The following is a 22,936-nucleotide window of genomic DNA, read 5'->3' as shown; positions in this document are numbered from 1 at the left end:
GCTAAAACTTCTTCTTTGTCTGGACATAGTAATGAATCCTCTCTTTCGTATTGATTTTAGTATATCAGATTCATTAAAAATTGTCCGAAAAAGTGTCTTAATTTATGAGACCATTATAGTATCGTGTGGTGCCCGTATCGATGCTCCACACTTGGTATGGTTCGTCGTCCTCTACGTGCTTGAGTTGAGTAATGACTGTTTGCTCTGTTATTGGCACAGCGTCAATGAGCTTTACAATGTTCTGTACTTCCATATTACACCACATCCCCTTGATGCACCCTTTACGATGTATTATATCGCAGCCTTATTGAAATTCCAATAATAAAAGTGAGATAATCGTCGGTTAAAGGAGAAACTTGGAGTCTGTGAGGATGTAAAAACGAGAAATTGTTTAGTGGGTATGAAATCCACTTCGGTCATCAAATCGAATGGCAACACCTTTGTGGCAAGGAGATTCATTTTGAATCTCCTTCATTGCAAAACTGGCGCTGTATTTCTGACACAACTCGTAAATGGTAATATAAGAGTACATAATTCTGTGTAATAGCTAAATGCGGTTACAGTAGAGCTAGGTGTGAGTGCTGACGTATGAAGGATAAAATGTGGGGAACAAATTGGCTTTATTACACAGGTGATTCAAGAGAAGGAAAGAAAATGACAGCTACATATGGAACTTGTGCAGTGCAGATGCCCAGCAATTACGTGTCTATGGATGCAGGGTTCTTTTTCAGATTTATGACAGCGTGTGATTTTGGTAGGGTTTAAAAGAAAAAATTTGGGGGTGATACAAATGAGAAACAAATTTGGTGAGCTAATTAATAAAAAGAATATAATATTATCGGCGTTTGTGCTTGTATGTGTATTTTTGTCCTATTATGCTAGCGTGTCTATCCAGAATGATGTGGTAAGGGAAACAGTAATAGGCGTGTGCTTTTTATTTGAACTATTATATATTCTTTATATACTATATCAGATCATTCACATGAAAAAGAAACATTAAATCTTGTGCGTGATTTTCCAGTGGGCACATCTCCACTAGTTGAGGGAAACAGGCCGTTGGCATCTATGGAATTTTCGGTGGGATTTTGAGAGGAAAAATCCCGGAAACGGTTGATGCCGTAGGCGTTGCGCCTACGGCATCTATAGCGTTGGGATAACATGGTACGGGTAGTGGGACTCGAACCCACACGAATTGCTTCACGAGAACCTAAATCTCGCATGTCTACCAATTCCATCATACCCGCAGGTCTGTGGGGACTACGAGTATGAAGTATAGCACAAAACGGTGGAAAATTCAATACTTTCTTGTGATGGTCCAGGGAATTCGATCCTTAAGACGCGCCCATAGAGAGGGCCGACGAACAGTTTTGATGGGAGCGTCCGTAGCTTGAGCAGTGTGAGAAGAAGTCTTCATAAACTCTTCTTGGCTGTTGAGAGGGGATACGGTGCTGGTTTTTCTCAGATAACTTCCGTCACTGAGCATAGAACTGGCCTTGACATTATCCAGGAGCTGTGTACGGAGGATCCAGGCCAGCTGAGATTTTACTTGCGGGTCATAAATAGGACAGGCAATCTCAACACGCCGTAGCAGGTTTCGTGTCATCAAGTCCGCAGAGGAGATGAAGTACTGGGCTTGATCCCCACGACCAAAGCAGTAGATACGGGCGTGTTCCAGGTAGCGCCCCACGATGCTGGTGACGTGCAGGCTCTCCGTTTTGCCGGGAATACCAGGGCGGATACAGCAAATACCTCGGAGGATCAGCTGCACTTCGACACCGGCTTGACTGGCCTGCTGGAGCTTGTCGATGATGGCACGCTCGGTAAGGGAATTGGCCTTGATACAGATATAGCCCTGGTGTCCCAAGATGATTTGCTCGTCGATGTGGTCGATGAGCGCTTGATGGATTCCGTGAGGGGAGACCAGTAGACGTTGGTAGTCGCCATGCAGATTACCCACTAGCATGTTACGGAAAAAGGCTGCGCCGTCCAGACCAATCTGCTTGTCTGCAGTCATAAAACACAGATCTGTATACATAGCACAGGTCTTTTCGTTGTAGTTTCCTGTGCCAATCTGGGTGATATAGTTCAGAGCATCTCCGCGGCGCAGGGTAATTTGACAAATCTTGCTGTGGCATTTGTAGTCTTCCACGCCGTAGATCACGCGACAGCCGGCTTCCTCCAAGGCTTTGGACCAGGCAATATTGTTGGCTTCGTCAAATCGGGCACGCAGCTCCATTAAAACGGTAACTTCTTTGCCGTTCTCTGCGGCGCGGCAGAGGGTGCGTGCAATTTTCGAGGAAGAGGCCAGACGATAGATAGTGATTTTGATGGCAATCACATCTTTACGCTCGGCGGCTTCCTGAAGAAGCTGAAGGAAAGGATTAACCGAATCAAAAGGATAGAAGAGCAGCCGATCTCGCTGCTGAATCTGCTGGATCATGCTCTGCTTGGGATTGAGATCCTCGGGCTGGCGGGGGTGATAGGGGGGGAAGAGAAGTTTTTCGCTGACATCCGCGGGTAACTGGTTGATGAGAGGAAAAACATAGCTCATGTTCAACGGCGCGCGGTCTACATATACCTGGTGGGGCTCCAAATCCAATCGTCCCCGTAATACGTCGCTGAAGGACTGGGAGATGGGGCGAGATACCTCCAGGCGTACAGCCGACTGCTTGCCACGCATATGAAGTAGCTTGCTGACGTGGTTGCGGAAATCCTCCTCGGTGGTGTCCTCGAATTTATCCACATCAAAGCTGATATCTGCATTGCGGGTCACACAGATGACGCAGCTGTCCACAACCTTGTAGCGCTCAAACAGAGAGGGAGCCCAGTGAAGGAGAATTTCTTCCATTCGGATGTACCGTCCACTGGAATTGGGGAGCATTAAGAACGGAGGTGCCGATGCAGGCATGGGAACAAAGCCCAGGGAAAGACGATCCTTTTTCTCCCGTAGAAGAAGGGAAATGTAAGGACGCTTGTTTTCCAGATGGGGGAAAGGATGATGGGAGTCTACAATTTGAGGGGAGAGGGTGGGGAGCAGATTGGCGGTGTAATACCGAGAGACATACTGCTGCTCGCTCTCAGTGAGCTGATCCATAGCCACATCGACGATTCCATCGTCGGCTAGTTGTTGACAGAGTGACTCATAGAGGTGATTTTTCAGCTCAATGAGAGGGGGGATGGTGTCATATACACTGCGCAGCTGCTCCAGAGGGGACATGCCGCTTTTGTTGTCCCGTTCTTTGGTGGAAATGGCGGCTAAATCGAAGAGACTTCCCACGCGGATCATGAAGAACTCGTCCAAATTGCTGGTAAAGATGGAGATGAATTTCAGTCGTTCCAATAACGGCACGGTGTTGTCGGCAGCTTCCTCCAGAACTCTTCGGTTAAAGCGGAGCCAGCTCAGCTCTCGGTTTTGGGTGTAGCTGTAATCTTTCTTCATAGTTTTGACTGCACTTTCTGGCATAGATACCCCTCCCGGACACCGTAACGACTGACGATGACCTCGTTGGCTTCAAAGGTTTTGACGATATGGCGAAGAATCATCAGTCCTGGGATGAGCGTGTGAAGACGCTCAGGAGCTGATTTCAAAATCAAATCGGTGGCTGTGCGTTGGTCGGAACGCAGCATAGAAAACACCTCATTAAGCTGGTCGGCAGTGACGGTGCGGCAGCTGTGAGGCAACTGATAGACGGTTCGAGCTAACTTCAAAGCGGCACGGGCAGAGCCGCCGACAGCTGCAATTTGCGTATAAGGAGCCTTGGGGGCGGGCATGTTTCCCAATTCCCGTTTGAGCGCTTTTTCCATACGGGTATAGGAGCCATCTCCCGGCAAAATACGCTTGACGCAGTCCCGATAGAGTTTCAGCGATCCGATAGGATAGCTGATGGCTTGGTTGGGTTTTCCATCCTCAAATTCCACCAACTCGGTACTGGCGCCGCCGATGTCAATGAACAAGCCACTGGACATGGACACATCCTGCATGGCCCCCACATAGCCGTAGGTGGCTTCTTCTTCACCGGAGAGTACTTGGATGGGGAAGCCAACCATTTCGCTCAGAGCTGCAGTTGCTTGCTGGGTGTTGTGGACGTTGCGCAGAGAAGCGGTGGCGAAAGCGGACACATTCCCGATCTCCAGATGCTTGAGCGTGTTGGAAAAAGAATTCAATCCAGCTCCGGCGCGTTGAATACCCTCCTCGGTGAGGGTTCCGTGCTCAATGTAGTTGGCCAGACCAGCCATGATCTTCTCTTTGAACAGGATGGTAAAGCTATCTTTTTCTACGGAATATACGGTCAAACGCATGGAGTTAGAACCAATATCGATCACTGCATGCTTCATGAAAATCCTCCTCGTCAATCCTCGTGGTTAGTATTCCAAGCCAATCATGGCGCAATACACCACTTTTATTACCTTACAAAATCTTTGTAAGGATTTCCTGTCGCCTTTTGTAAAGAATATGTAAAAACTCCTCTGGGGACAAGAGAGTACCCAGAGGAGTTTTTTATGTGTGGATTAGGGACGGCCCAGAAGAGCAAACATGTTCTTCTTGTAAGCCTCCACGCCGGGCTGGTTGAAGGGGTTGACCTTCAGCACATGACCGCTGATGCCGCAGGAGAGCTCGAAGAAGTAGAACAGCTCACCCAGGGTGCGGGCATCCATCTTGGGGCTGCGCAACACCATAGCGGGGGCGCCGCCATCGTGGTGAGCGGCCAGAGTGCCCTGGAAGGCCATCTCGCGGACAAAGCTCAGAGGCTTGCCAGCTAAATAGTTGAGGTTGTCACCGTCATCCTCGCTGTAGGGCACGGTAATCTCACAGCCGGTGTCATCCACATAGAGAACGGTCTCGAAGAGGATGCGCTCGCCGTCCTGGATATACTGACCCATGGAGTGCAGATCGGTGGTGAGCTGGACGCTGGCAGGGAAGATGCCCAGGCCATCCTTGCCTTCGGACTCACCGAACAGCTGCTTGAGCCACTCGCCGAAGAAGGTGTAGGAGGGCTCGTAGTTGCAGAAGATCTCGATCTTCTTGCCCTGACGGTAAAGCAGGTTACGGGCAGCCACGTACTGCCACACGGGGTTGTCCATGGAGCGCAGGTCATATTTCTCCATGGCCTCAGCAGCGCCAGCCATCAGCTCGTTGATGTCGGTGCCGGACACGGCGATGGGCAGCAGACCCACAGCGGTGAGCACGGAGAAACGGCCACCCACCTCGTCGGGGATCACAAAGCTCTCCCAGCCATTCTTATCAGCCACAGACTTCAAAGCACCGCGAGCCTTATCGGTGGTGGCATAGATGCGGCTGTTGGCCTCAGCGCCATACTGCTTCTCCAGCAGCTCACGGAAGACGCGGAAGGCGATGGCGGGCTCAATGGTGCCGCCAGACTTGGAAATCACATTGATGGACCAGTTGCGGCCGGCGATGCGATCCATAACTTTTTTGGTCTCATTGGGGCTGAGGGAGCAACCCACAAAGCAGATCTCGGGACCGTTGGAGGGGAAGATCTCCAGGGCGGTACGAGCGCCCAGGTAGGAGCCACCGATGCCGATGACAACCAGCACGTCGGAGTCGGAGCGGATCTTCTCTGCGGCCTTGAGGATGCGGGCGAACTCCTCCTTGTCATAGGCCTCGGGAAGACGAACCCATCCAGTAAAGTCAGAGCCGGGGGCAGTGCTGTCATACAGCTTGGCGTGCGCAGCGGCGACCTCATCGGCCATAGCAGATACTTGTTCCTGAGAAACGAATCCTTCCAACTTTGACAAATCCAACTGCAACATAGTGTGTACACTCCTTGTGTTATGATTTCACCCATATAGGGGGATTAACCTTGGTAGAAAAACAGTCCGGCCCCACCGTAGATGCCAGCGTTATTGCCCAGCTGAGCCAGGGCAAAGGTGGCGGAACGAGCGGCAGAAAACACCTGCGTGCGATAGGTTTCCACCACCGGGTCCATGAGAATGGAGCCTGCGGCAGAAACGCCGCCACCAATGATGAAAATTTCGGGGTTGACAATGCATCCAATCATGGCAGTGGCCATACCCAGAGCCTTGGCAGCAGTCTGGATGACCTCCAGGGCCTGTTGGTTGCCGTCCTTGGCGGCATCAAACACGTCCTTAGCGGTTACCTTCTCCATGTCCTTAAAGGGCTGAAATTCCCGGGCGGCTTTGATGATGCCGGTGGCGGAGGCAGTGACCTCCAGACAACCGGTCTTTCCGCAGGAGCAAGGCCAGTCCTGGTGGAAGCTCATGGGCATATGTCCAGCTTCGCCGCCTGCACCGTTGGCGCCAGAAATAATTTGGCCGTTGGCAATGATGCCGCAGCCAATGCCGGTGCCCACGGTGAGCATGGCCAGACTCTTGCGACCTTTGCCAGCTCCGTGCCACAGTTCTCCCAAGGCGGCCAGATTCGCGTCATTCTCCACCTTTACCACCAGGCCGGTACGAGAGGACAACTCGGTGGCCACATTGATGTCGCCCCAACCCAGATTGACACAACCTTTGACTTCCTCTTGGTTGAAGACGGGGCCAGGTACGCCTACACCAGCGCCCACGAAAGCACAGTCATCAAATTGGGCTTTGACCTGCTCAATTTCTTGGGCAATTCGGTCGAACATGGCAACAGGATCGCGGGGAGAATCGAACTCGCTTTTGTGGAGCAGGGGACCCTCTGAGTCCACCAAGCCCAGCTTGACAGAGGTTCCGCCGATATCCACGCCAAAACAAACTTGCTTCATCTCTTTCAACTCCTATTCTATCATGATTGCTGCACCCCAGGATTCCAGGTGCAACAGTCGCTTCTCTTTGGTTGCGTGAGATTGGAAGAGTAATTGTCCGGTGATGGGAATCGTAACTGGGTCTGAACCGCCATTGACAAAGGTGTGAATGTGCTGATGTTCCCAGGTACGAACCAAGTGAATGACAGTGGCACCGGAATTTGGAAAGTAAATATCTCCGCGTTTGAGAGCTGGATAGCTACTTTTGAGTTTACTCAGTGCCTGATAAACCTCTTGCAGTTCCGTCAGTTCCTTTCCCCAGGGGAAGCAGCGGCGGTTGAAGGGGTCTTCAAAGCCCTCCAGCCCTGCCTCGTCTCCGTAGTAGATGCACGGCATACCAGGGAGGGTGAATTGTAGCACTGCGGCAGCACACTCCCGCCGAACAGCCCAAAGCTTCTTGTCTCCATCCAAGAAACGCTGAGCCTTTTCCTGCTTTGAGCCCTCAAAGGAGTCACCCAGCAAGGTGAGAATGCGAGGGGTGTCATGGGTGGAAAGGCTGTTCATCAGGCAGTGCAACACTTCCTGGGGATAGTGCTCCGCCACCGACATGACGGCCACTCGGAAACTGTTGGCATCCGGGTGGGCCATAAAGGAGAGAATAGCGCTGCGGAAGGGGTAGTTCATCACGGAATCCAGTTCTCCATCGGAGAAATATTTGCGTCGTGCCCCGTAGCTGATCTTATTGGAGGCGTCTTCCCATACCTCACCCAGCAACAATGCCTCTGGATTGAGTTCCTTAAGCCGCTTCCGGAACAAGGCGATAAAAGAGTCAGGAAGCTCATCGGCTACATCCAGGCGGAAGCCGTCGGCGCCCAACCCCAACCAGTGGGCAATCACACTGTCTGTCCCTGTGATGATGTGCTCCAAGAAGGCTGGGTCCATCTCGTTGACACAGGGAAGGGTGTCAATGCCCCACCAGGAGGTATATCGGTTGGGGTACTCCTGAAAATCGAACCAGCTGCGGTAGGGAGAGTTGGGGTCACTGAGGGCACCGTGTCCAAACACATGGTTTTTGTCAAAGTAGACGCTGTTGCTCCCGGTGTGAGAGAATACACCATCCAAAATGACTTTCATACCAAGTTTATGGGCGTCCCGGCACAGAGCAGCAAACTCCTCTTGGGTTCCCAACATGGGATCGGGGCGAAGGTAGTCGGCGGTATCATACCGATGGTTGGAAAACGCCATGGATATGGGGTTAAGATAGATCACATCCACATTTAGGCTTTTCAAATAGGAAAGCTTGGAGCGAATGCCTTGAAAATTACCACCGAAGAAGTCGTTGTTGAGCACTTCACCCTGTTCATTGGGAAGAAAATGGGGGGTGTCTGTCCAGTTATCGTGGACCCAATAGGGCTGCAGCTTGTCGGTGAGGTCACAGGAGCCCACACGGCAGAACCGGTCAGGGAAGATTTGATACATCACCGCGCCTGCATATGCCACCGGGGGATGAAAATCCACAGGGTAGCAGGTCAGCTGCCAGAGGTCACCCTGATTGATGCTGGTGTCTGTCTCTCCACACCGATACACATGGAAGGGGCCCTGACCGCCCTGGCAGCAGAAGTGATAGAAATACAGTCCACATCGGGAGAGGGAGAACTGGGTTTTGTAGATCTGGTAGCCATCTTGTGTCCCTGTCAGTTCAAAGGATACCCGCATGCCGTAGGCGGTGTCCGTGGTCAAAATCACTTCCACACCGCTGACGGCATAATACTCCGGCACCTTTACGGTCAGGTGGCAGGGCTGATTTTCCCGCACACAGCCGAACGGGGTTTTGAATTCTTCTGATAGGCAATTAAATGCGACATTCATCCATAAAAACTCCAGACCATGAGGATAATATGATTATTTCAAATGCCAGATGTTCTTGGCGTACTCGTTGACAGCGCGGTCAGAAGAGAAGAGACCGGCCTTGGCGATGTTAACCAGAGACATGTTGGTGAAGCGGCGGGAATCGCCATACAGTGCAGACACATCATTCTGAGCCCGCACATAGTCGTGGAAGTCGGCCAGACACATGTAGGGGTCAGCCGGGCCACGGTGGTTGGTAATCAGGGAATTGACGATATCGTCAAAGTGCATGTTGGAGAATCCGGCACGCAACAGATCCATCACAGCTTGCAGTTGGGGATCGTTGTGAATGTATACGTGGGGATTGTATCCGTGGTGCCACAGCTCGTTGACCTGAGGGGTGCGCAGACCGAAGAGAACAATGTTCTCGTCGCCCACCTGCTCCCGGATCTCCACGTTGGCGCCATCCAACGTGCCCAGGGTAACGGCGCCGTTGATCATCAGTTTCATATTACCTGTGCCGCTGGCTTCCTTGCCGGCAATGGAAATCTGTTCCGAAATTTCAGCCGCAGGGATGATAACTTCAGCCAGAGACACGTTGTAATCCTCCATGAAGACCACTTTCAGCTTGTCACGCACCACAGGATCGGAGTTGACCAGACGGGACACCGCACAAATCAGCTGAATGATCTGCTTGGCCATGATGTAGCCAGCGGAGGCCTTGGCGGCAAAAATGAAGGTACGAGGCTGGAAGGGTGCGTTGGGGTTGGCCTTGATCTCCAGGTACATGTGGAGGATTTGCAGCACATTGAGCAGCTGACGCTTGTACTCATGCAGACGCTTGATCTGTACGTCAAACAGGGAATTGGGATCCACCTGAATGCCATTGCGCTGCAAGATGAGGTCGCTGAGGCGCTGCTTGTTGGCCAATTTGATTTCCTGGAGACGGCTGAGCACGCTGGCGTCGTCATGATACTTCATCAGCTTTTCCAGCTGGGTGGCATCCTTGACAAAGCCGTCGCCAATCAGCTCTTTGAGCAGGGCGGTGAGCTGGGGGTTGGACTGGCACAGCCAGCGGCGGTAAGCGATACCGTTGGTGACGTTGAGGAAGCGCTGGGGCTGCATCTGGTAGTAGTCCCGGAAAATGCTCTCTTTGAGAATTTCGGTGTGCAGCTTGGACACGCCGTTGATCTTGTGGCAGGCCGCCAGGCACAGGTTGGCCATGCGGATCTCACCGTTGGCAATGACAGCCATGTAATTGATTTTACCCATATCATTGCCGTACATACTACGTAGCTGCTCCACCAGGCGGCGGTTGATCTCGCACACGATCTGGTACACCCGGGGCATCTGCTCGGCGAAGAGACTCTCGCTCCAGCGCTCCAGAGCCTCGCTCATGACGGTGTGGTTGGTGTAGGACAGGGTGTTGCAGGTGATTTTCCAGGCCTCATCCCATCCATACTCATACTCATCCACCAGCAAACGCATCAGTTCGGGTACGCACAGGGCGGGGTGGGTGTCGTTGATGTGGATGGACACCTTGTCAGCCAGATTGTCCAGGCTGCGGTAGGTGCGCATATGCTTGCGCAGAATGGTCTGCAACGAGGCGGAGACCAGCAGATACTGCTGACGCAGGCGCAGACGCTTACCGGCAATGTGGTCATCGGCGGGGTACAGGACTTTGGAAATGACCTCGGCCATGGTGTCACCTTCCAGTGCCTTGGCATAATCGCCACGAGAGAAGGCGGACATGTCAAAACTGTGGGGAGACTTGGCGCTCCACAGTACCAGTTTATTCACCGCATCGGTATCGTGACCGGAGATGTACATATCGTTGGGCACGGCCACCACGGACTGATAGTTGACGTGTGCCACACGATACTTGCCGTGGTCGTCCCAGCCGTGAGCCTCGCCGCCGAACTTGACTTCAACAGCCTCGTCTTCCCGGGGCACCAGCCAGACATCACCCATGTTCAGCCAGTCATCGGGGAACTCCATCTGCCAACCATCAATGATCTTCTGCTTGAAGATGCCGAATTCGTAGCGGATGGAGTAACCGGTGCAGGGAATGCCCAAGGTAGTGGCAGAATCCATATAGCAGGAGGCCAGACGGCCCAAGCCGCCGTTACCCAAACCGGCATCCGGCTCCATTTCATACAGGTCGTGGATATCAATGCCGCACTTGTCCAGGGCTTTGGTGAACATGTCTTCCAGACCGAGGTTATACAAATTGTTCCGCAAAGAGGTGCCAACCAAGAACTCCATGGACATGTAGTATACCTGCTTGTCCTGTTCCTTTTGGACCTTGCGGTTAAAGTGTGTGTTTTTTTCCACCAACATCTCGTTGACAAGGTGGCAGAGACTGCGGTAGATCTGTTGGGGAGAGGCGGTGTCTGAGTGACAGCCGTAGCGTCGTAACAGGGTCTCTTCCAGTTTTGCGATAATCTGTTTCTGATCCATGTAAACTGAACTCCTCCGGTGTGGGTTACACAGGCCCCCACAAAGATTTGAAAACCGTGTTACCCATACACGACCACAGCCTGCTGGGCAAGCTGTGGTCGGTAGAGCAACACGGTTTCATTATAACATGGAACGATAGATTTGCCAATACTCCTGAACGGACTGATTCCAAGAACTATCAAATTTCATGTCATTTTTTTGTAGAGCTTTCCACCGTTTGGCGTCGTGGAAGAGAGCAGCGCCGCGACGCACGGCATCCAGCATATCGTGGGCGTTGTAGCTTTTAAAGGTGACGCCGCGCCCTTCCATGGTTTCAGGATTGAAAGCAGGCACAGTATCATACAGTCCGCCGGTCTCTCGGACGATGGGAACGGTGCCATAGCGCATACCAATGAGCTGAGTGAGGCCGCAGGGCTCTTGCTTGGAAGGCATCAGCACCAAGTCGCCAGCTGCATAGGTCTCATGGGCCAATTTGTTGTCGAAGACAATGTTAGCCGACATTTTTTCGGGGAAACGGGCGGCGTAAGCACGGAACATGTCCTCGTAACCACGCTCACCGGTCCCGATCACGACCAGTTGGATATCATCTTGCATTAAGTCTTCCATGACAGCCTGCACCAGATCCACACCCTTGTGGGACACCAGACGGGTGATCATGATGACCATGGGCACATCATCCCGCACTTCTAGCCCCAGCTTTTCCTGGAGGGCGCGCTTGTTTTGCACCTTTTTGTTGAGCTGGTTGACGGTGTAGTTGGCAGGAATGAGGGGATCGGTAGCGGGGTTGAACACCTCGGTATCAATGCCATTGACTACGCCGCTGAGTTTATAGCTGTGGTGACGGAGTACGCCATCCAGACCATGGGCGTAGTAGGGGTCCTGAATTTCGTATGCGTAGGTGCGGGAGACTGTGCTTACCCGGTCAGAGACCAGAATGGCTGCTTTCATCATGTTGGTACAGCCATCAAATTGGGTGGTGCCTCGCCAGTCTTCCGGCAGGCCCAGAACTTCATCCACAAAACTCTCGGGGGCTTTGCCCTGATATTCCATGTTGTGGATGGTGAACAGGGTGCGGATGGGCTGATAGCTTTCAATCCCCATGTAGAATGCACGCAGGAAGACCGGAACCATAGCAGTTTGCCAGTCGTTGGCATGGATTACATCCGGATACCAATTCAAATACTGCAGGGACTCCAGAATCGCCTTGGAGAAGAAAGCAAACCGCTCGCCGTCATCGTAATAGCCATAGGCAGAATCCCGATAGAAGTAGTACTCATTGTCAATGAAATAAAACTGGAGATTCTTTGCGGTGTCCTTGGCCCGAAACACCCCGCAATAGACGCTGCGCCAGGACAGAGGGACTCGGAAATGACAGAGAAATTCAATGTCCCATCTGGGGCTATCCTTGATGGCTTTGTAGTAGGGGAGAAAGACAGCAACCTGTGAATGTTCATCCGCACTGAGTGCCTTGGGCAGGGCAGAAGCCACATCGCCCAAGCCGCCTGTTTTTATAAAGGGGGCTGCCTCACTGGCTGCAAAGAGGATTTTCATACGGTGACTCCTTTGCGAATGATCACAGGGGCGGTAGCCAAGCCCTTGAGCTGGCTGCCGGCGGAAATGGTGGCCCATTTATCCACAATGACATTTTCCAGCGTGGCACCCTCTCCGATGACGCTGCCCTGCATGATGATGCAGTTCTTCACAGTGGCATTCTTGGCAATGCGCACGCCACGGCTGATCACCGAGTTCTCAGCATTGCCGTCCAGAATGCAGCCGTCCGCGATGATACAGTCGGAAATATTGCAGTCCATACCATAATGAGAAGGAACTTCGTCGTTGACACGGGTATAAATGGGACGATCGGGACGGAACAGAGCCTCACTGATGTGCTCGTCCAACAAAGCCATGTTGCTGCTGAAGTAGCTCTCAATGTTGTTGACCCGCAGCACGGGATCGGTGAAGTTATAGAGGTTGATGGACAGCTCCCTAGAGTTAAAGCGGCTCTGGATGAAGTCACGCTCCAGGAAGTAGATGCCACGGGCGGTGAATTCGGTGACGGTGTCAATGAGAACCTGGCGATCAATGATCATCATGCTCATGCCGCAATAATCGCCGGGCTGGGGGGTGTGGTCCAGCGCATAAGAAGTGACACGCATGTTCTCGTCGGCCTGGATGACAGCCTTGTAGGTTCCATTGTCGCTCAGCACGTTCTTGGTGCCAACAACGGTGATGTCGCAGCCGCTGTTGATGTGAGACTCCAGAACAGGACGGTAATCCATGTTGCAAATCACATGGGCATCGGCCATCACCACGTAGGGAGAAGTGTCCTCACCCAGGAAGTCCAAGGCGTTGCGCAGCTCGTCCAGCTTGCCGCGGTTGGACTGGTTCAGCCCTTCACTAGCGTAGGGAGGAAGGATTTGCAGACCGCCGTTTTTGCGGTTCAAATCCCACTCCTGAGTGTTGCCCAGGTGAGTCATCAGGGAGTGATAGTGCTGCTTGGCCAGCACGCCCACGCTGGTGATACCTGAGTTGACCATGTTGGACAGGGCGAAGTCCACCAAGCGGTAACGTCCGCCATAGGGAATAGCGGCCATGTTGCGGTCATGAGTAAATGCATTCAGCTCGTCCGAGTACATCTCGGAGAAAATAATTCCACACATTTTCATCTTTGTAAGCCCCCCTTAAACAATTTCCTTGGGTTTAATGACGGTGCCAGAGGGGATAGTTTTCTTGTGACCCACAACACTGATACCCCAATCCTTGCCCAGGTAATCCTCAGGACGTGCACCAATGGTGACGTTCTCCTCGATGACGCACTGCTCGCCAACGATGGCGTAGCTGACGGTGCTGCCCTTGCGGACAATGGTGTTGGGCATCAGAACGGTGCCGCTGACCGTTGCGCCCTCTTCCACCACGCATCCGGTGTACAACACGGAGTTTTCGATGGTGCCCTTGATCCGGCAACCCTCAGTGATGAAAGAGTTGGAAACCTTAGAGGAGGCAGAAATGGAAGTGGAGGGACTGGCATAGTTTCTGGCATAAATCTTGGAGTGGGGATCGCGCATGCGCAGAGGATCGTTGGGGTCCAACAAATCCATGTTGGCATCCCACAGACTGCCCAGAGTGCCCACGTCCTTCCAGTAGCCCTCGAAGGGATAGGCGTACATAGGACGGCCGTCCCGCAGGAAAGCGGGGATGACGTTCTTACCAAAGTCGTTCTCAGACTCAGGGTCTGCCTCATCGGCAATGAGATATTTCTTCAGAGCGGACCAAGTGAAGATGTACACACCCATGGAGGCCTGAGTGCTCTTGGGATGGGCGGGCTTTTCTTCAAAGTCCACGATGGCCTGATTCTCGTCGGTGCTCATGATGCCCATACGAGTGGCATCTTCCATGCTCACGTTGATGACTGCGATGGTGCACTCGGAACCCTTTTCCTTGTGGAACTGCAACATCTTGTTGTAGTCCATCTTGTAGATGTGGTCGCCGGAGAGAATCAGAACGTACTCGGGCTGATACCGCTCGATGAAGGGAATGTTCTGATAGATGGCGTTGGCAGTGCCTTTATACCACTGATTGTTCTTGGTCTTGGTATAAGGGGGGAGCACATGAGCGCCACCAAAGTTGCGGTTCAGGTCCCAAGGCTGGCCATTGCCAATATAGTCGTTCAGCTCCAGGGGTTGATACTGAGTGAGGATACCCACGGTATCAATGCCGGAGTTGACACAGTTGGAGAGAGAAAAGTCAATGATGCGATATTTGCCGCCAAACGGAACGGCGGGTTTTGCAGTGTTTTCTGTCAGGACGTACAATCTGCTGCCCTGGCCACCGGCCAAGAGCATGGAGATGCACTCTTTTTTTCGTTCGATCACAGTGAAGCCCCCCTAATTCATCTTTCCTCGCTGAAGTATGCGATGGTTATTTGCTGGAAGTCCCTCCAGCGGAGTTTTTCTTAGTGGTTCTGGTCTTGCGTACCTTAGCAGTGGGGACACCGTCGGCAGTCTTGCGGGTTCTGCGTGGAGCCTCACGCTCATAGTACACCGTGGACAGAGGCGGAAGGGTCAGCTCGATGGAATATTTCAATCCATGCATGGGCTTGGCCTTGGCCTTGACCGGCTTGAGTTGGGTGCCAGTTCCACCATATTTCACGTCGTCGCTGGACAATACCGGAATATAGGTGCCCGCCTTGGCTGCACCGATGCAGTACTTTTCACGGGTAACGGGGCAGAAGTTACAAACAACCACGACCTCGTTGCCCTTTGCATCCACACGCCGGAAGGAGATCACACTCTGGCTATTGTCATCGCAGGCAATCCATTGGAAGCCATGCCAATCGTTGTCATTCTGCCACAGGGCAGGATGGGCCAGGTAGTAGTGATTCAAATCACGGACGTAGTCTTGCAGTTGGCGATGCATATCATATTCCAAAAGGAACCAATCCAGCTCCTTGGTGAAATCCCATTCAATAAACTGACCGAACTCTCCACCCATAAATACCAGCTTTTTGCCTGGATGGGTCATCATATAGCCGTAAAACGCCCGGAGGTTTTGAAACTTTTCTTCGTAGGTGCCCGGCATTTTGTTGAGCAGAGAGCACTTCCCGTGAACCACCTCGTCATGGGAGAGGGGGAGAATAAAATTCTCAGAGAAGGCATAGGTCAAAGAAAATGTGATGTTGTTGTGTCTGCCCTTACGGAACAGAGGATCGGTGGACATATAGTCCAGCATATCGTGCATCCAGCCCATGTTCCACTTGAAGTTGAAACCAAGTCCGCCATCATACCCAGGCTTTGTGACCATGGGGAAGGCAGTGGACTCTTCAGCAATAATCAGGGCGGTGGGCTTGAACTCAAAAGCAGCCGCACTCATGTCTTGTAGGAATTTTACCGCATCCAGATTGGTGTTGCCGCCAAACTGGTTGGGGCGCCACTCTCCGTCCCGCCGTCCGTAGTCCAAATAGAGCATGGAAGCCACAGCATCCACGCGGATGCCGTCCACATGGAATACATCCAGCCAATAGACCACGTTGGAGATCAGGAAGGAACGCACCTCATACCGACCGTAGTCGAAAATATGAGTGCCCCAGTCGGGATGTTCTTTGCGTAGGGGATCGGATGGCTCATAGCAACAACCCCCGTCAAACTCGTATAAGCCGGCCTCATCCTTGGGGAAGTGGGCGCCTACCCAGTCCAAAATGACGCCAATGCCAGCGTTGTGGCAGATGTTCACAAACTCCATGAAGTCCTTGGGGGTGCCATAACGAGAGGTGGGGGCGTAGTACCCGGTGACCTGATAACCCCAAGAAGGATCAAAGGGATATTCGCTGATGGGAAGCAGCTCGATGTGAGTATATCCCATATCTTTGACGTATTTCACCAAATCTTTGGCATACTCTGCATAGGTCATGTAGTTCCCGTCGGCATGCTTTCGCCAAGAACCCAGATGCAACTCGTAGATATTGATGGGGCTGGTCAGCGGATTTTGACCGGCATGCTGGGCACGATACTCCTCATCGGTCCACGCAAAGCCATCCAAATCATAGATTTTGCTGGCGGTTTCCGGGCGGGTGCAGGTGTGTACCCCATAGGGATCGCTCTTAAAGACAAAGGAGCCATCCGGACGCTCAATGTAATACTTGTACTCATCGTAAGGCTGGGCCTCTGGTACAAATTGTTCCCAGATTCCATTGCCGATCTGCTTCATCACAGGAGCGTCGACGTCCCATTCGTTGAATCGGCCCAAAACCCGGACAGAGCGTGCATGGGGGGCCCAAACACGGAACATATAACCTTCTTTTTTGTTATGTACTTCTCGATGACAGCCCATAAAACGATAGGCATCGCTACTTGTTCCGGCGCTGAACCGGGCAAGGGCATCTTGGAGATGATCGGTATGTTTCAAGGTGTATGCCTCCCAATTCCTCGAACAACTCATGAGGTAGTAATTCTTTGGTACGATTTGTGTTTTTCATTATACTGCGACAAGCTGATAAAGTCAAGGTGCACAAAAAAGTAAAAGAAAGTGTATATACTTTTAGTATACAATGTGTTGTTTCTGTCAAGAAATGATTACGACACTACGACTTAAACGAAAAGTTATACCATATTCTTACTATAATTGTTGAGCTGTGAAAAGAACGTTGACTTTTGCGGAACAATCATGTATATTATAAAAGTTACTGAAAGTAAATTGTTCTGTCTACGATGTAGCTTACGAACAATTTTCGACTTACCATTTGGAGACGTATCGAAGTGGTCATAACGAGAACGACTCGAAATCGTTTGACGGGTAAAACCGTCCGTGGGTTCGAATCCCACCGTCTCCGCCAAAAGACCTGAATGCGCAAGCGTTCGGGTCTTTATTACATTTTGGGCCAGTCTAAGAGAAACACCCACCAACACCGACTCTCCATGAGCCGGTGTTGGTGGGTGTGTTGGTTAATATCCCAATTCTTCCCCGACGATGATCACATGAATGCGTCCGGCTTCCCGCTGCTGCTGGTGAATGACTGTGGTGCAGCAGATGCGCTGGGGGCTGTGGCAGTTTTCACAGTGCCCGGTGACGGCGCAGGGGGTATCCCGCTGCAGGCGAATAGTATTGGCAGGAGCGGCAATGGCCTCAACCCGCTCTTTGGCATCCTCCAAGGTAGGTACAATCTTGTTGTATCCCACCACGCAGATTACATGTTTGGGGCCAAAGCACAGAGCAGCCACCCGGTTGGCATTGCCGTCCACATTGTACAACTCGCCCTGTTCGGTCACAGCATTGCTGCTGGACAGGTAATAATCTGCAAAAAAGGCTTTGCGTAGGATTTCATCTTGCTGGGTGCTGTCCACTGCCTCACGATCCCAGAAGGTATAATCGCCGCTGCGCAGAATTTCCATGATACCGGCTTCCTGCAGAGACATGCTGCCGCCGCAGGCTACCGTTGCCCCTTGGGGAATCAGCTGTTTGACCAGCTGTTGGGCATCTTGAATGGTGGGAGCATAGTGAGCTGCCATATTGTTGTGCTCCAACATCTTCATGGTGCGCTGAATCATTTTCTCGCGGACCTGAGCCACGGGGTTGCTGTTTTTCATGGTGTATCTCTCCTTCTTGTGTGCAATGATCTACTACGGTAGTACCATAGAGTGAAGTGAATGTCAAGGGATATACGGGTAGAGATTAACCTTCCATGTGTGGTATAATCAGGCTCTAATGAAATGCCGGTAGAGGAGTACACAACCATGAAATTCATACATATCTCGGACTTACACCTGGGAAAACGGGTCAATGAGTTCTCAATGATTGACGACCAAAAGTATATTTTGGATAAAATTATACAGATTGTAGATAGAGAATGTCCCCATGGAGTGCTGATGGCCGGAGATGTGTATGATAAATCCGTGCCTTCGGCGGAGGCGGTGGCATTGCTGGATGAGTTTTTGGTGGCGCTGAGTCAGCGACGGCTTCAGGTGTTTCTCATCAGCGGAAACCATGACTCTCCCGAGCGCCTGGCCTTCGGGGGACGATTGATGGATCAGAGCGGAATTCACATTGCTCCGGCGTATCACGGGGAAGCGGCCAAATATATTATGGAGGATGAGCACGGCACAGTGCACATCCATTTACTTCCCTTTGTCAAGCCGGTGCATGTGCGGCGGTATTTTCCCCAGGCAGACATTCAGGACTATACCGATGCCGTGCGCACGGCGGTGGACGCCATGATGGTGGATAAGACCCAGCGCAATGTGCTTGTGACCCATCAGTTCGTCACAGGGGCAGCCCAGTGTGACTCGGAAGAACGCTCTGTGGGTGGAACGGATCAGGTGGATGCGTCGGTATTGGACGGGTTCGACTATGTGGCTTTGGGGCATCTACACGGGCCTCAATCGGTGGGGAAAGAGACGGTGCGTTATTGTGGCACTCCGCTGAAATACTCCTTCTCCGAGGTCAAGCATCAAAAATCTGTGACCGTGGTGGAACTGGGAGAGAAAGGGAAAACTACGGTGCGCACGGTGCCTCTTGCGCCCAAACGGGACCTGGTGGAGTTGCGGGGAACTTATGAGCAGCTGACGTTCCGAGAGTTCTACCAGAGGACCAGCTATCCCCGGGACTACGTACACATTACCTTGGAGGATGAGGAGGACATTCCCGACGGAATGAGCAAGCTGCGGGTGATCTATCCCTATTTGATGAAGCTGGACTATGACAACCGACGGACCCGGGCCCAGCAACAATTGGAAGCTGCCACAGACATTCCCTCCAAAACTCCACTGGAGTGGATGGAACAGTTCTATGCTATCCAAAATGGACAACCCATGGAGGAGTACCAGCGGAATTTGGCGGCAAAGTTGATGGAACGTGTGTGGGAGGATGAGGCATGAGACCATTGAAATTGACCATGACCGGCTTTGGACCCTACGCCGGGCGGGTGGAGTTAGATCTGGAGCGGCTGGGACAACGGGGCATCTACCTGATCACCGGAGATACCGGAGCGGGGAAAACTACTATTTTTGATGCCATCACCTATGCACTGTATGGAGAGCCCAGTGGAGAAAACCGAGACCCTTCCATGTTTCGTTCCAAATATGCTCAGCCGGATACCCCCACCGAGGTGGAGTTGGAATTTTCCTACGGGGGAGAGCGTTACAAAGTTCGGCGTAACCCGGAATATCTGCGCCCTGCTAAGCGTGGTAGCGGCACCACCGTGCAGCGGGCGGAGGCAGAACTGTTTTTACCTGACGGCAGGGTGGTGACCAAAACTCGAGAAGTAACGGGAAAGATCACATCCATCATCGGCTTGGATCGCAGCCAATTTTCCCAGATTGCCATGATTGCCCAAGGAGACTTCCTCAAACTGTTGCTGGCGGATACCAAAAGCCGACAGGAGATTTTCCGCAAAATTTTTCAAACCCGCCCCTATATGCTCTTTCAAGAGCGATTGAAGCAGGAGACGGCGGCGCTTCAACGGCAGTGTGATACTGCTCGGGCCAGTGTAGAGCAGTATGTAAGTGGCATACAGTGTGAGCCAGACAATCTACTGTACTCCCAATGCCAACAAGCCCAAGGGGGAGAACTTCCCTTTGCTGAGGCAGTGGAACTGGCAACAGCCCTCATCCACCAGGATCAAAAGGCCGATGCTGCTTGCAATGCCGAACTGAAACGGCTGGATCAACAGCTGCAAGAGGTAACAGCTCGTCTGGCCCGGGGAGAGGAACGGAGAAAGACCCAAGAGAAGCTGTCCGAGACCTTAAACCAACGAGAAGCGGTATGGGTTCGACTGGAAGAGGCTCAGACAATGTGGGAACAGGAACACCAGCGTGAGCCCCAACGGGAGCAGCTGCGTCGGGAACGGGCGGAACTGGAGAGTGCATTGCCCACGTACCAACAGCTGGAGCAGCTGCGTCTCCAACTGGAACAGATGGATCGTGAGATTCAGGAGCGCCAGGTGGCCTATCAAGTATCCCAAGGGGACGTTCAGGAGCAGCGGGAACGCCTGGAACAGATGCAGCAGGAGCGGAAGGATCTGGAGAAAATTCCAGCCCAGCGAGAGCGAATGCTTCGGCTCCAGGCGGATATTGCTGCACAAATGGGCGCCTTGGAGGTGTTGCGAGGGGAACTGGAAGAATATCAGAATGTCTCCAGTCAAATCGAAAAGCTGGAACAGCAGCGTCAGCAGCTTTTGTCCCAGTTAGAGGAACAGACCCAGGCTGTAGCCCGACAGGAGGCGCTTTTAGCGCAAAAGACCAGTGCTCACGCGGCGCTGGACGGGATAGAAGCCCAGCTGGAACGGCTGCTCCAAGGGCAAAAGGAGGTGACAGCTACCCAGCAAGCCTTGCGCCGATTGGAAAAGGATTGGGAGCTCTGTCTTTCTACCCAACAGGATGTGAAATCGGCCCAAACAGTCTATGAAGAGGCGTGGAAGCAGGTGGTACAACAGGAACAGCTGTATTCCAGTCTACAGCGTGCCTTTTGGGAGGAGCAGGCGGGCCTATTGGCCCAAGGGCTGGAAGAGGGGCAACCTTGTCCGGTGTGCGGCTCCATCCATCATCCAACCTTGGCCCAGCTGTCACCTCATGCTCCCACCGAAGCGGAGCTCAAACAGGCAAAAACTGATTGGGAACAAGCCCAACAGAAGGCCCAAGAATGTAGTTTGGAGGCGGGGAAGCGGAAAGCGGCTTGGGAGCAGCAGATTCGTCAGTTGCTGGATGCCATGGAGACATACGTGGAAGCCCCGGCGCTGGAACACGTATTGGAGCAGCTACAGACAAGCATCCAGCGGGTTGACACACAGCTTGTCCAGTTAAGGCAGGACATACAGGCTACGCAGCAGAGTCTCTCCCTGCGGGGAACATTGGCCCGGGAGATCCAGGACGGGGAACAGGCTCTTATAGAATTGCAGGGTCAGCAAAAAAGGATGGAACAGGGATTGGCAGAACTGGATTTGACGCAAAGTCGCTGGAAGGGACAAAAGACCCAGTTGGAGGAGCGGATTTCTCGTCAGGTGCAGGAGAAGTGGCCGGATGGTACGTTGAACACAGCTATGGAACAGGTGACACTGGAGTTGCGGGGTGCTTATGAGAGACACGAGCGAGGCCAGACGGAACTCAAGCAGATGGAAGCTGAGCTGGAGCGTATGAATCGCCTGAAACAGGAAATTCCTCAAACAGAGCAAAGGGTCGGGGAATTGGAGGAGAAGATTTCCTCCTACCGGGTGTGGATGGCGGCGGCAGAGGGTCAAAAGGAAAGCGTACAGGGTCAGATTGTACAATTAGAATCCAGGCTTACTTATTCCAACCAGGCGGAAGCGGAAAAACAGCTGCAGGTCCTAGTAGCCCAGCAGGATGCATTGGAGCGGGCGTGGAAAGAGGCTGAGCAGCGTCTATCTGCGCAACGAATGGAATTGGCTGGAGTGGATGCCGCGGCGCAACAGCTCAACAAGCTGCTGGAGGAGCAGCCGGAAGAAGATTTGGACGCTGGAGAAGCTCTGCGCCTGCAACTGACCCAACAGCGCGGAGAGCTGGAGCGTGCCCAACGAGACATCCACACCCGCCTGACCACCAACACTTCGGCGTTGAAACGGATGCAGGAGCGGGCCAAGGACCTGGCGGAGTTGGAAAAGACATACGCCTGGGTGCGAATCCTCTCCAATACCGCCAACGGAACACTCCAAGGCAAGGAGAAGATCGCGCTGGAGACATACATCCAGATGACCTATTTTGATGGAGTTATCCGGCGGGCCAATGTGCGCTTGATGGCCATGACTGGGGGACATTATGAGCTGAAGCGGCGGGTGGAGGCGCAAAACAACCGCAGTCAGAGCGGCTTGGAACTGGATGTCATTGACCATTACAACGGTTCCCAGCGCAGTGTGAAATCCCTGTCCGGTGGCGAGTCATTCCAGGCGTCTTTGGCCCTGGCTTTGGGATTGGCCGATGAAGTGCAGTCTGCAGCAGGAGGCATTCGCTTGGACACCATGTTTGTGGATGAGGGATTTGGGTCTCTGGACGAGGAGGCTTTGCGCCAAGCCATTGGGGCATTGGCGGATTTGGCCCAAGGGAATCGGCTGGTGGGCATCATCTCCCATGTGGCGGAACTCAAAGAGAAAATTGACAAGCAAGTGGTGGTGCGCAAGGACCGAACCGGCGGAAGCCACGTAGAACTGCTGATATGAGAAAAAGCGGCAGAGCGTATGCTCTGCCGCTTCAGACTGTCAAAAAACCTCATGTGCATGCAAGAAGGATATATTTTCTTGCATCATTAAAAAAGCCCTCGGCAGAGTTTTCCCGCCCGGAGGCGGGGAAATAAATTAAAATCTGTTTTTTTCGGGGACATGTGCATCGAAAAAAACACTTCTCAGCCCGCCAGTGTGGAATCGGGTCGCCCTTTGACCCGATTATGCATGCAGCGGGCTGCAACTCCTCGAAAAAATGCTGGCA

Annotated in this window: 13 protein-coding genes and 2 tRNA genes; 3 read left to right on the top strand and 12 right to left on the bottom strand. The window is 52.6% G+C overall.

Annotation, left to right across the window (positions count from 1 at the left end):
• Positions 1-1,159: 1,159 nt before the first annotated feature.
• The 11 genes from B5G37_RS12635 to glgB all read right to left on the bottom strand — a co-directional run bounded on the left by B5G37_RS12635 (position 1,160) and on the right by glgB (position 16,916).
• Positions 1,160-1,244: transfer RNA gene (locus tag B5G37_RS12635), tRNA-Leu, on the bottom strand.
• A gap of 50 nt (positions 1,245-1,294) precedes the next feature.
• A complete protein-coding gene (ppk1, locus tag B5G37_RS12630) occupies positions 1,295-3,463 on the bottom strand; it encodes a polyphosphate kinase 1 (protein WP_242962888.1) in 2,169 nt (722 codons plus the stop codon).
• Positions 3,436-4,335, bottom strand: coding sequence for a hypothetical protein (locus B5G37_RS12625; RefSeq protein WP_087258240.1), 900 nt, complete (start codon positions 4,333-4,335; stop codon positions 3,436-3,438). The genes ppk1 and B5G37_RS12625 overlap by 28 nt, the downstream gene beginning before the upstream one ends.
• Positions 4,336-4,509: 174 nt before the next feature.
• A complete protein-coding gene (locus B5G37_RS12620; protein ID WP_087258237.1) occupies positions 4,510-5,772 on the bottom strand; it encodes a glucose-6-phosphate isomerase in 1,263 nt (420 codons plus the stop codon).
• A gap of 44 nt (positions 5,773-5,816) precedes the next feature.
• Positions 5,817-6,728 (bottom strand): ROK family glucokinase, encoded by a 912-nt coding sequence (locus B5G37_RS12615; protein WP_087258234.1) that lies wholly within the window; start codon positions 6,726-6,728, stop codon positions 5,817-5,819.
• 12 nt (positions 6,729-6,740) lie between these two features.
• Positions 6,741-8,576, bottom strand: a complete 1,836-nt coding sequence (locus B5G37_RS12610; RefSeq protein ID WP_087258231.1) for a glycoside hydrolase family 13 protein — start codon at positions 8,574-8,576, stop codon at positions 6,741-6,743.
• Positions 8,577-8,609: 33 nt separating this feature from the next.
• On the bottom strand, positions 8,610-11,015 hold the full coding sequence (locus tag B5G37_RS12605; RefSeq protein WP_087258229.1) for a glycogen/starch/alpha-glucan phosphorylase: 2,406 nt from the start codon (positions 11,013-11,015) through the stop codon (positions 8,610-8,612).
• Positions 11,016-11,135: 120 nt separating this feature from the next.
• Positions 11,136-12,566: a glycogen synthase GlgA gene (gene glgA, locus B5G37_RS12600; RefSeq protein ID WP_087258226.1), complete on the bottom strand. Its 1,431-nt coding sequence runs from the start codon at positions 12,564-12,566 to the stop codon at positions 11,136-11,138.
• Positions 12,563-13,681 (bottom strand): glucose-1-phosphate adenylyltransferase subunit GlgD, encoded by a 1,119-nt coding sequence (gene glgD / locus B5G37_RS12595; protein ID WP_087258223.1) that lies wholly within the window; start codon positions 13,679-13,681, stop codon positions 12,563-12,565. Before glgD ends, glgA begins: the two co-directional genes overlap by 4 nt.
• Before the next feature lie 15 nt (positions 13,682-13,696).
• On the bottom strand, positions 13,697-14,887 hold the full coding sequence (locus B5G37_RS12590) for a glucose-1-phosphate adenylyltransferase (RefSeq protein WP_087258220.1): 1,191 nt from the start codon (positions 14,885-14,887) through the stop codon (positions 13,697-13,699).
• Between the two features lie 46 nt (positions 14,888-14,933).
• The gene (gene glgB, locus B5G37_RS12585; RefSeq protein ID WP_242962887.1) at positions 14,934-16,916 is read right to left on the bottom strand and encodes a 1,4-alpha-glucan branching protein GlgB; all 1,983 of its coding nucleotides are present in this window, start codon (positions 16,914-16,916) and stop codon (positions 14,934-14,936) included.
• 336 nt (positions 16,917-17,252) lie between these two features.
• Between glgB and B5G37_RS12580 the strand changes: the two genes are divergently transcribed.
• Positions 17,253-17,343 (top strand) — tRNA-Ser (locus B5G37_RS12580).
• 109 nt (positions 17,344-17,452) lie between these two features.
• Here the strand turns inward: B5G37_RS12580 and B5G37_RS12575 are convergent.
• Positions 17,453-18,094 (bottom strand): lactate utilization protein, encoded by a 642-nt coding sequence (locus tag B5G37_RS12575; RefSeq protein ID WP_087258214.1) that lies wholly within the window; start codon positions 18,092-18,094, stop codon positions 17,453-17,455.
• A gap of 147 nt (positions 18,095-18,241) precedes the next feature.
• Between B5G37_RS12575 and B5G37_RS12570 the strand changes: the two genes are divergently transcribed.
• Entirely contained in the window at positions 18,242-19,381 is a 1,140-nt protein-coding gene (locus B5G37_RS12570) for an exonuclease SbcCD subunit D (protein WP_087258211.1), read from the top strand.
• The gene (locus tag B5G37_RS12565; protein ID WP_087258207.1) at positions 19,378-22,671 is read left to right on the top strand and encodes an SMC family ATPase; all 3,294 of its coding nucleotides are present in this window, start codon (positions 19,378-19,380) and stop codon (positions 22,669-22,671) included. Before B5G37_RS12570 ends, B5G37_RS12565 begins: the two co-directional genes overlap by 4 nt.
• Positions 22,672-22,936 lie beyond the last annotated feature (265 nt).

The sequence above is a fragment of the Pseudoflavonifractor sp. An85 genome, from assembly GCF_002161235.1.
Classification (GTDB): Bacteria; Bacillota; Clostridia; order Oscillospirales; family Oscillospiraceae; genus Enterenecus.
Note: the sequence above shows the minus strand (reverse complement) of the source record. Positions and strands in the feature narration are given on the sequence as shown.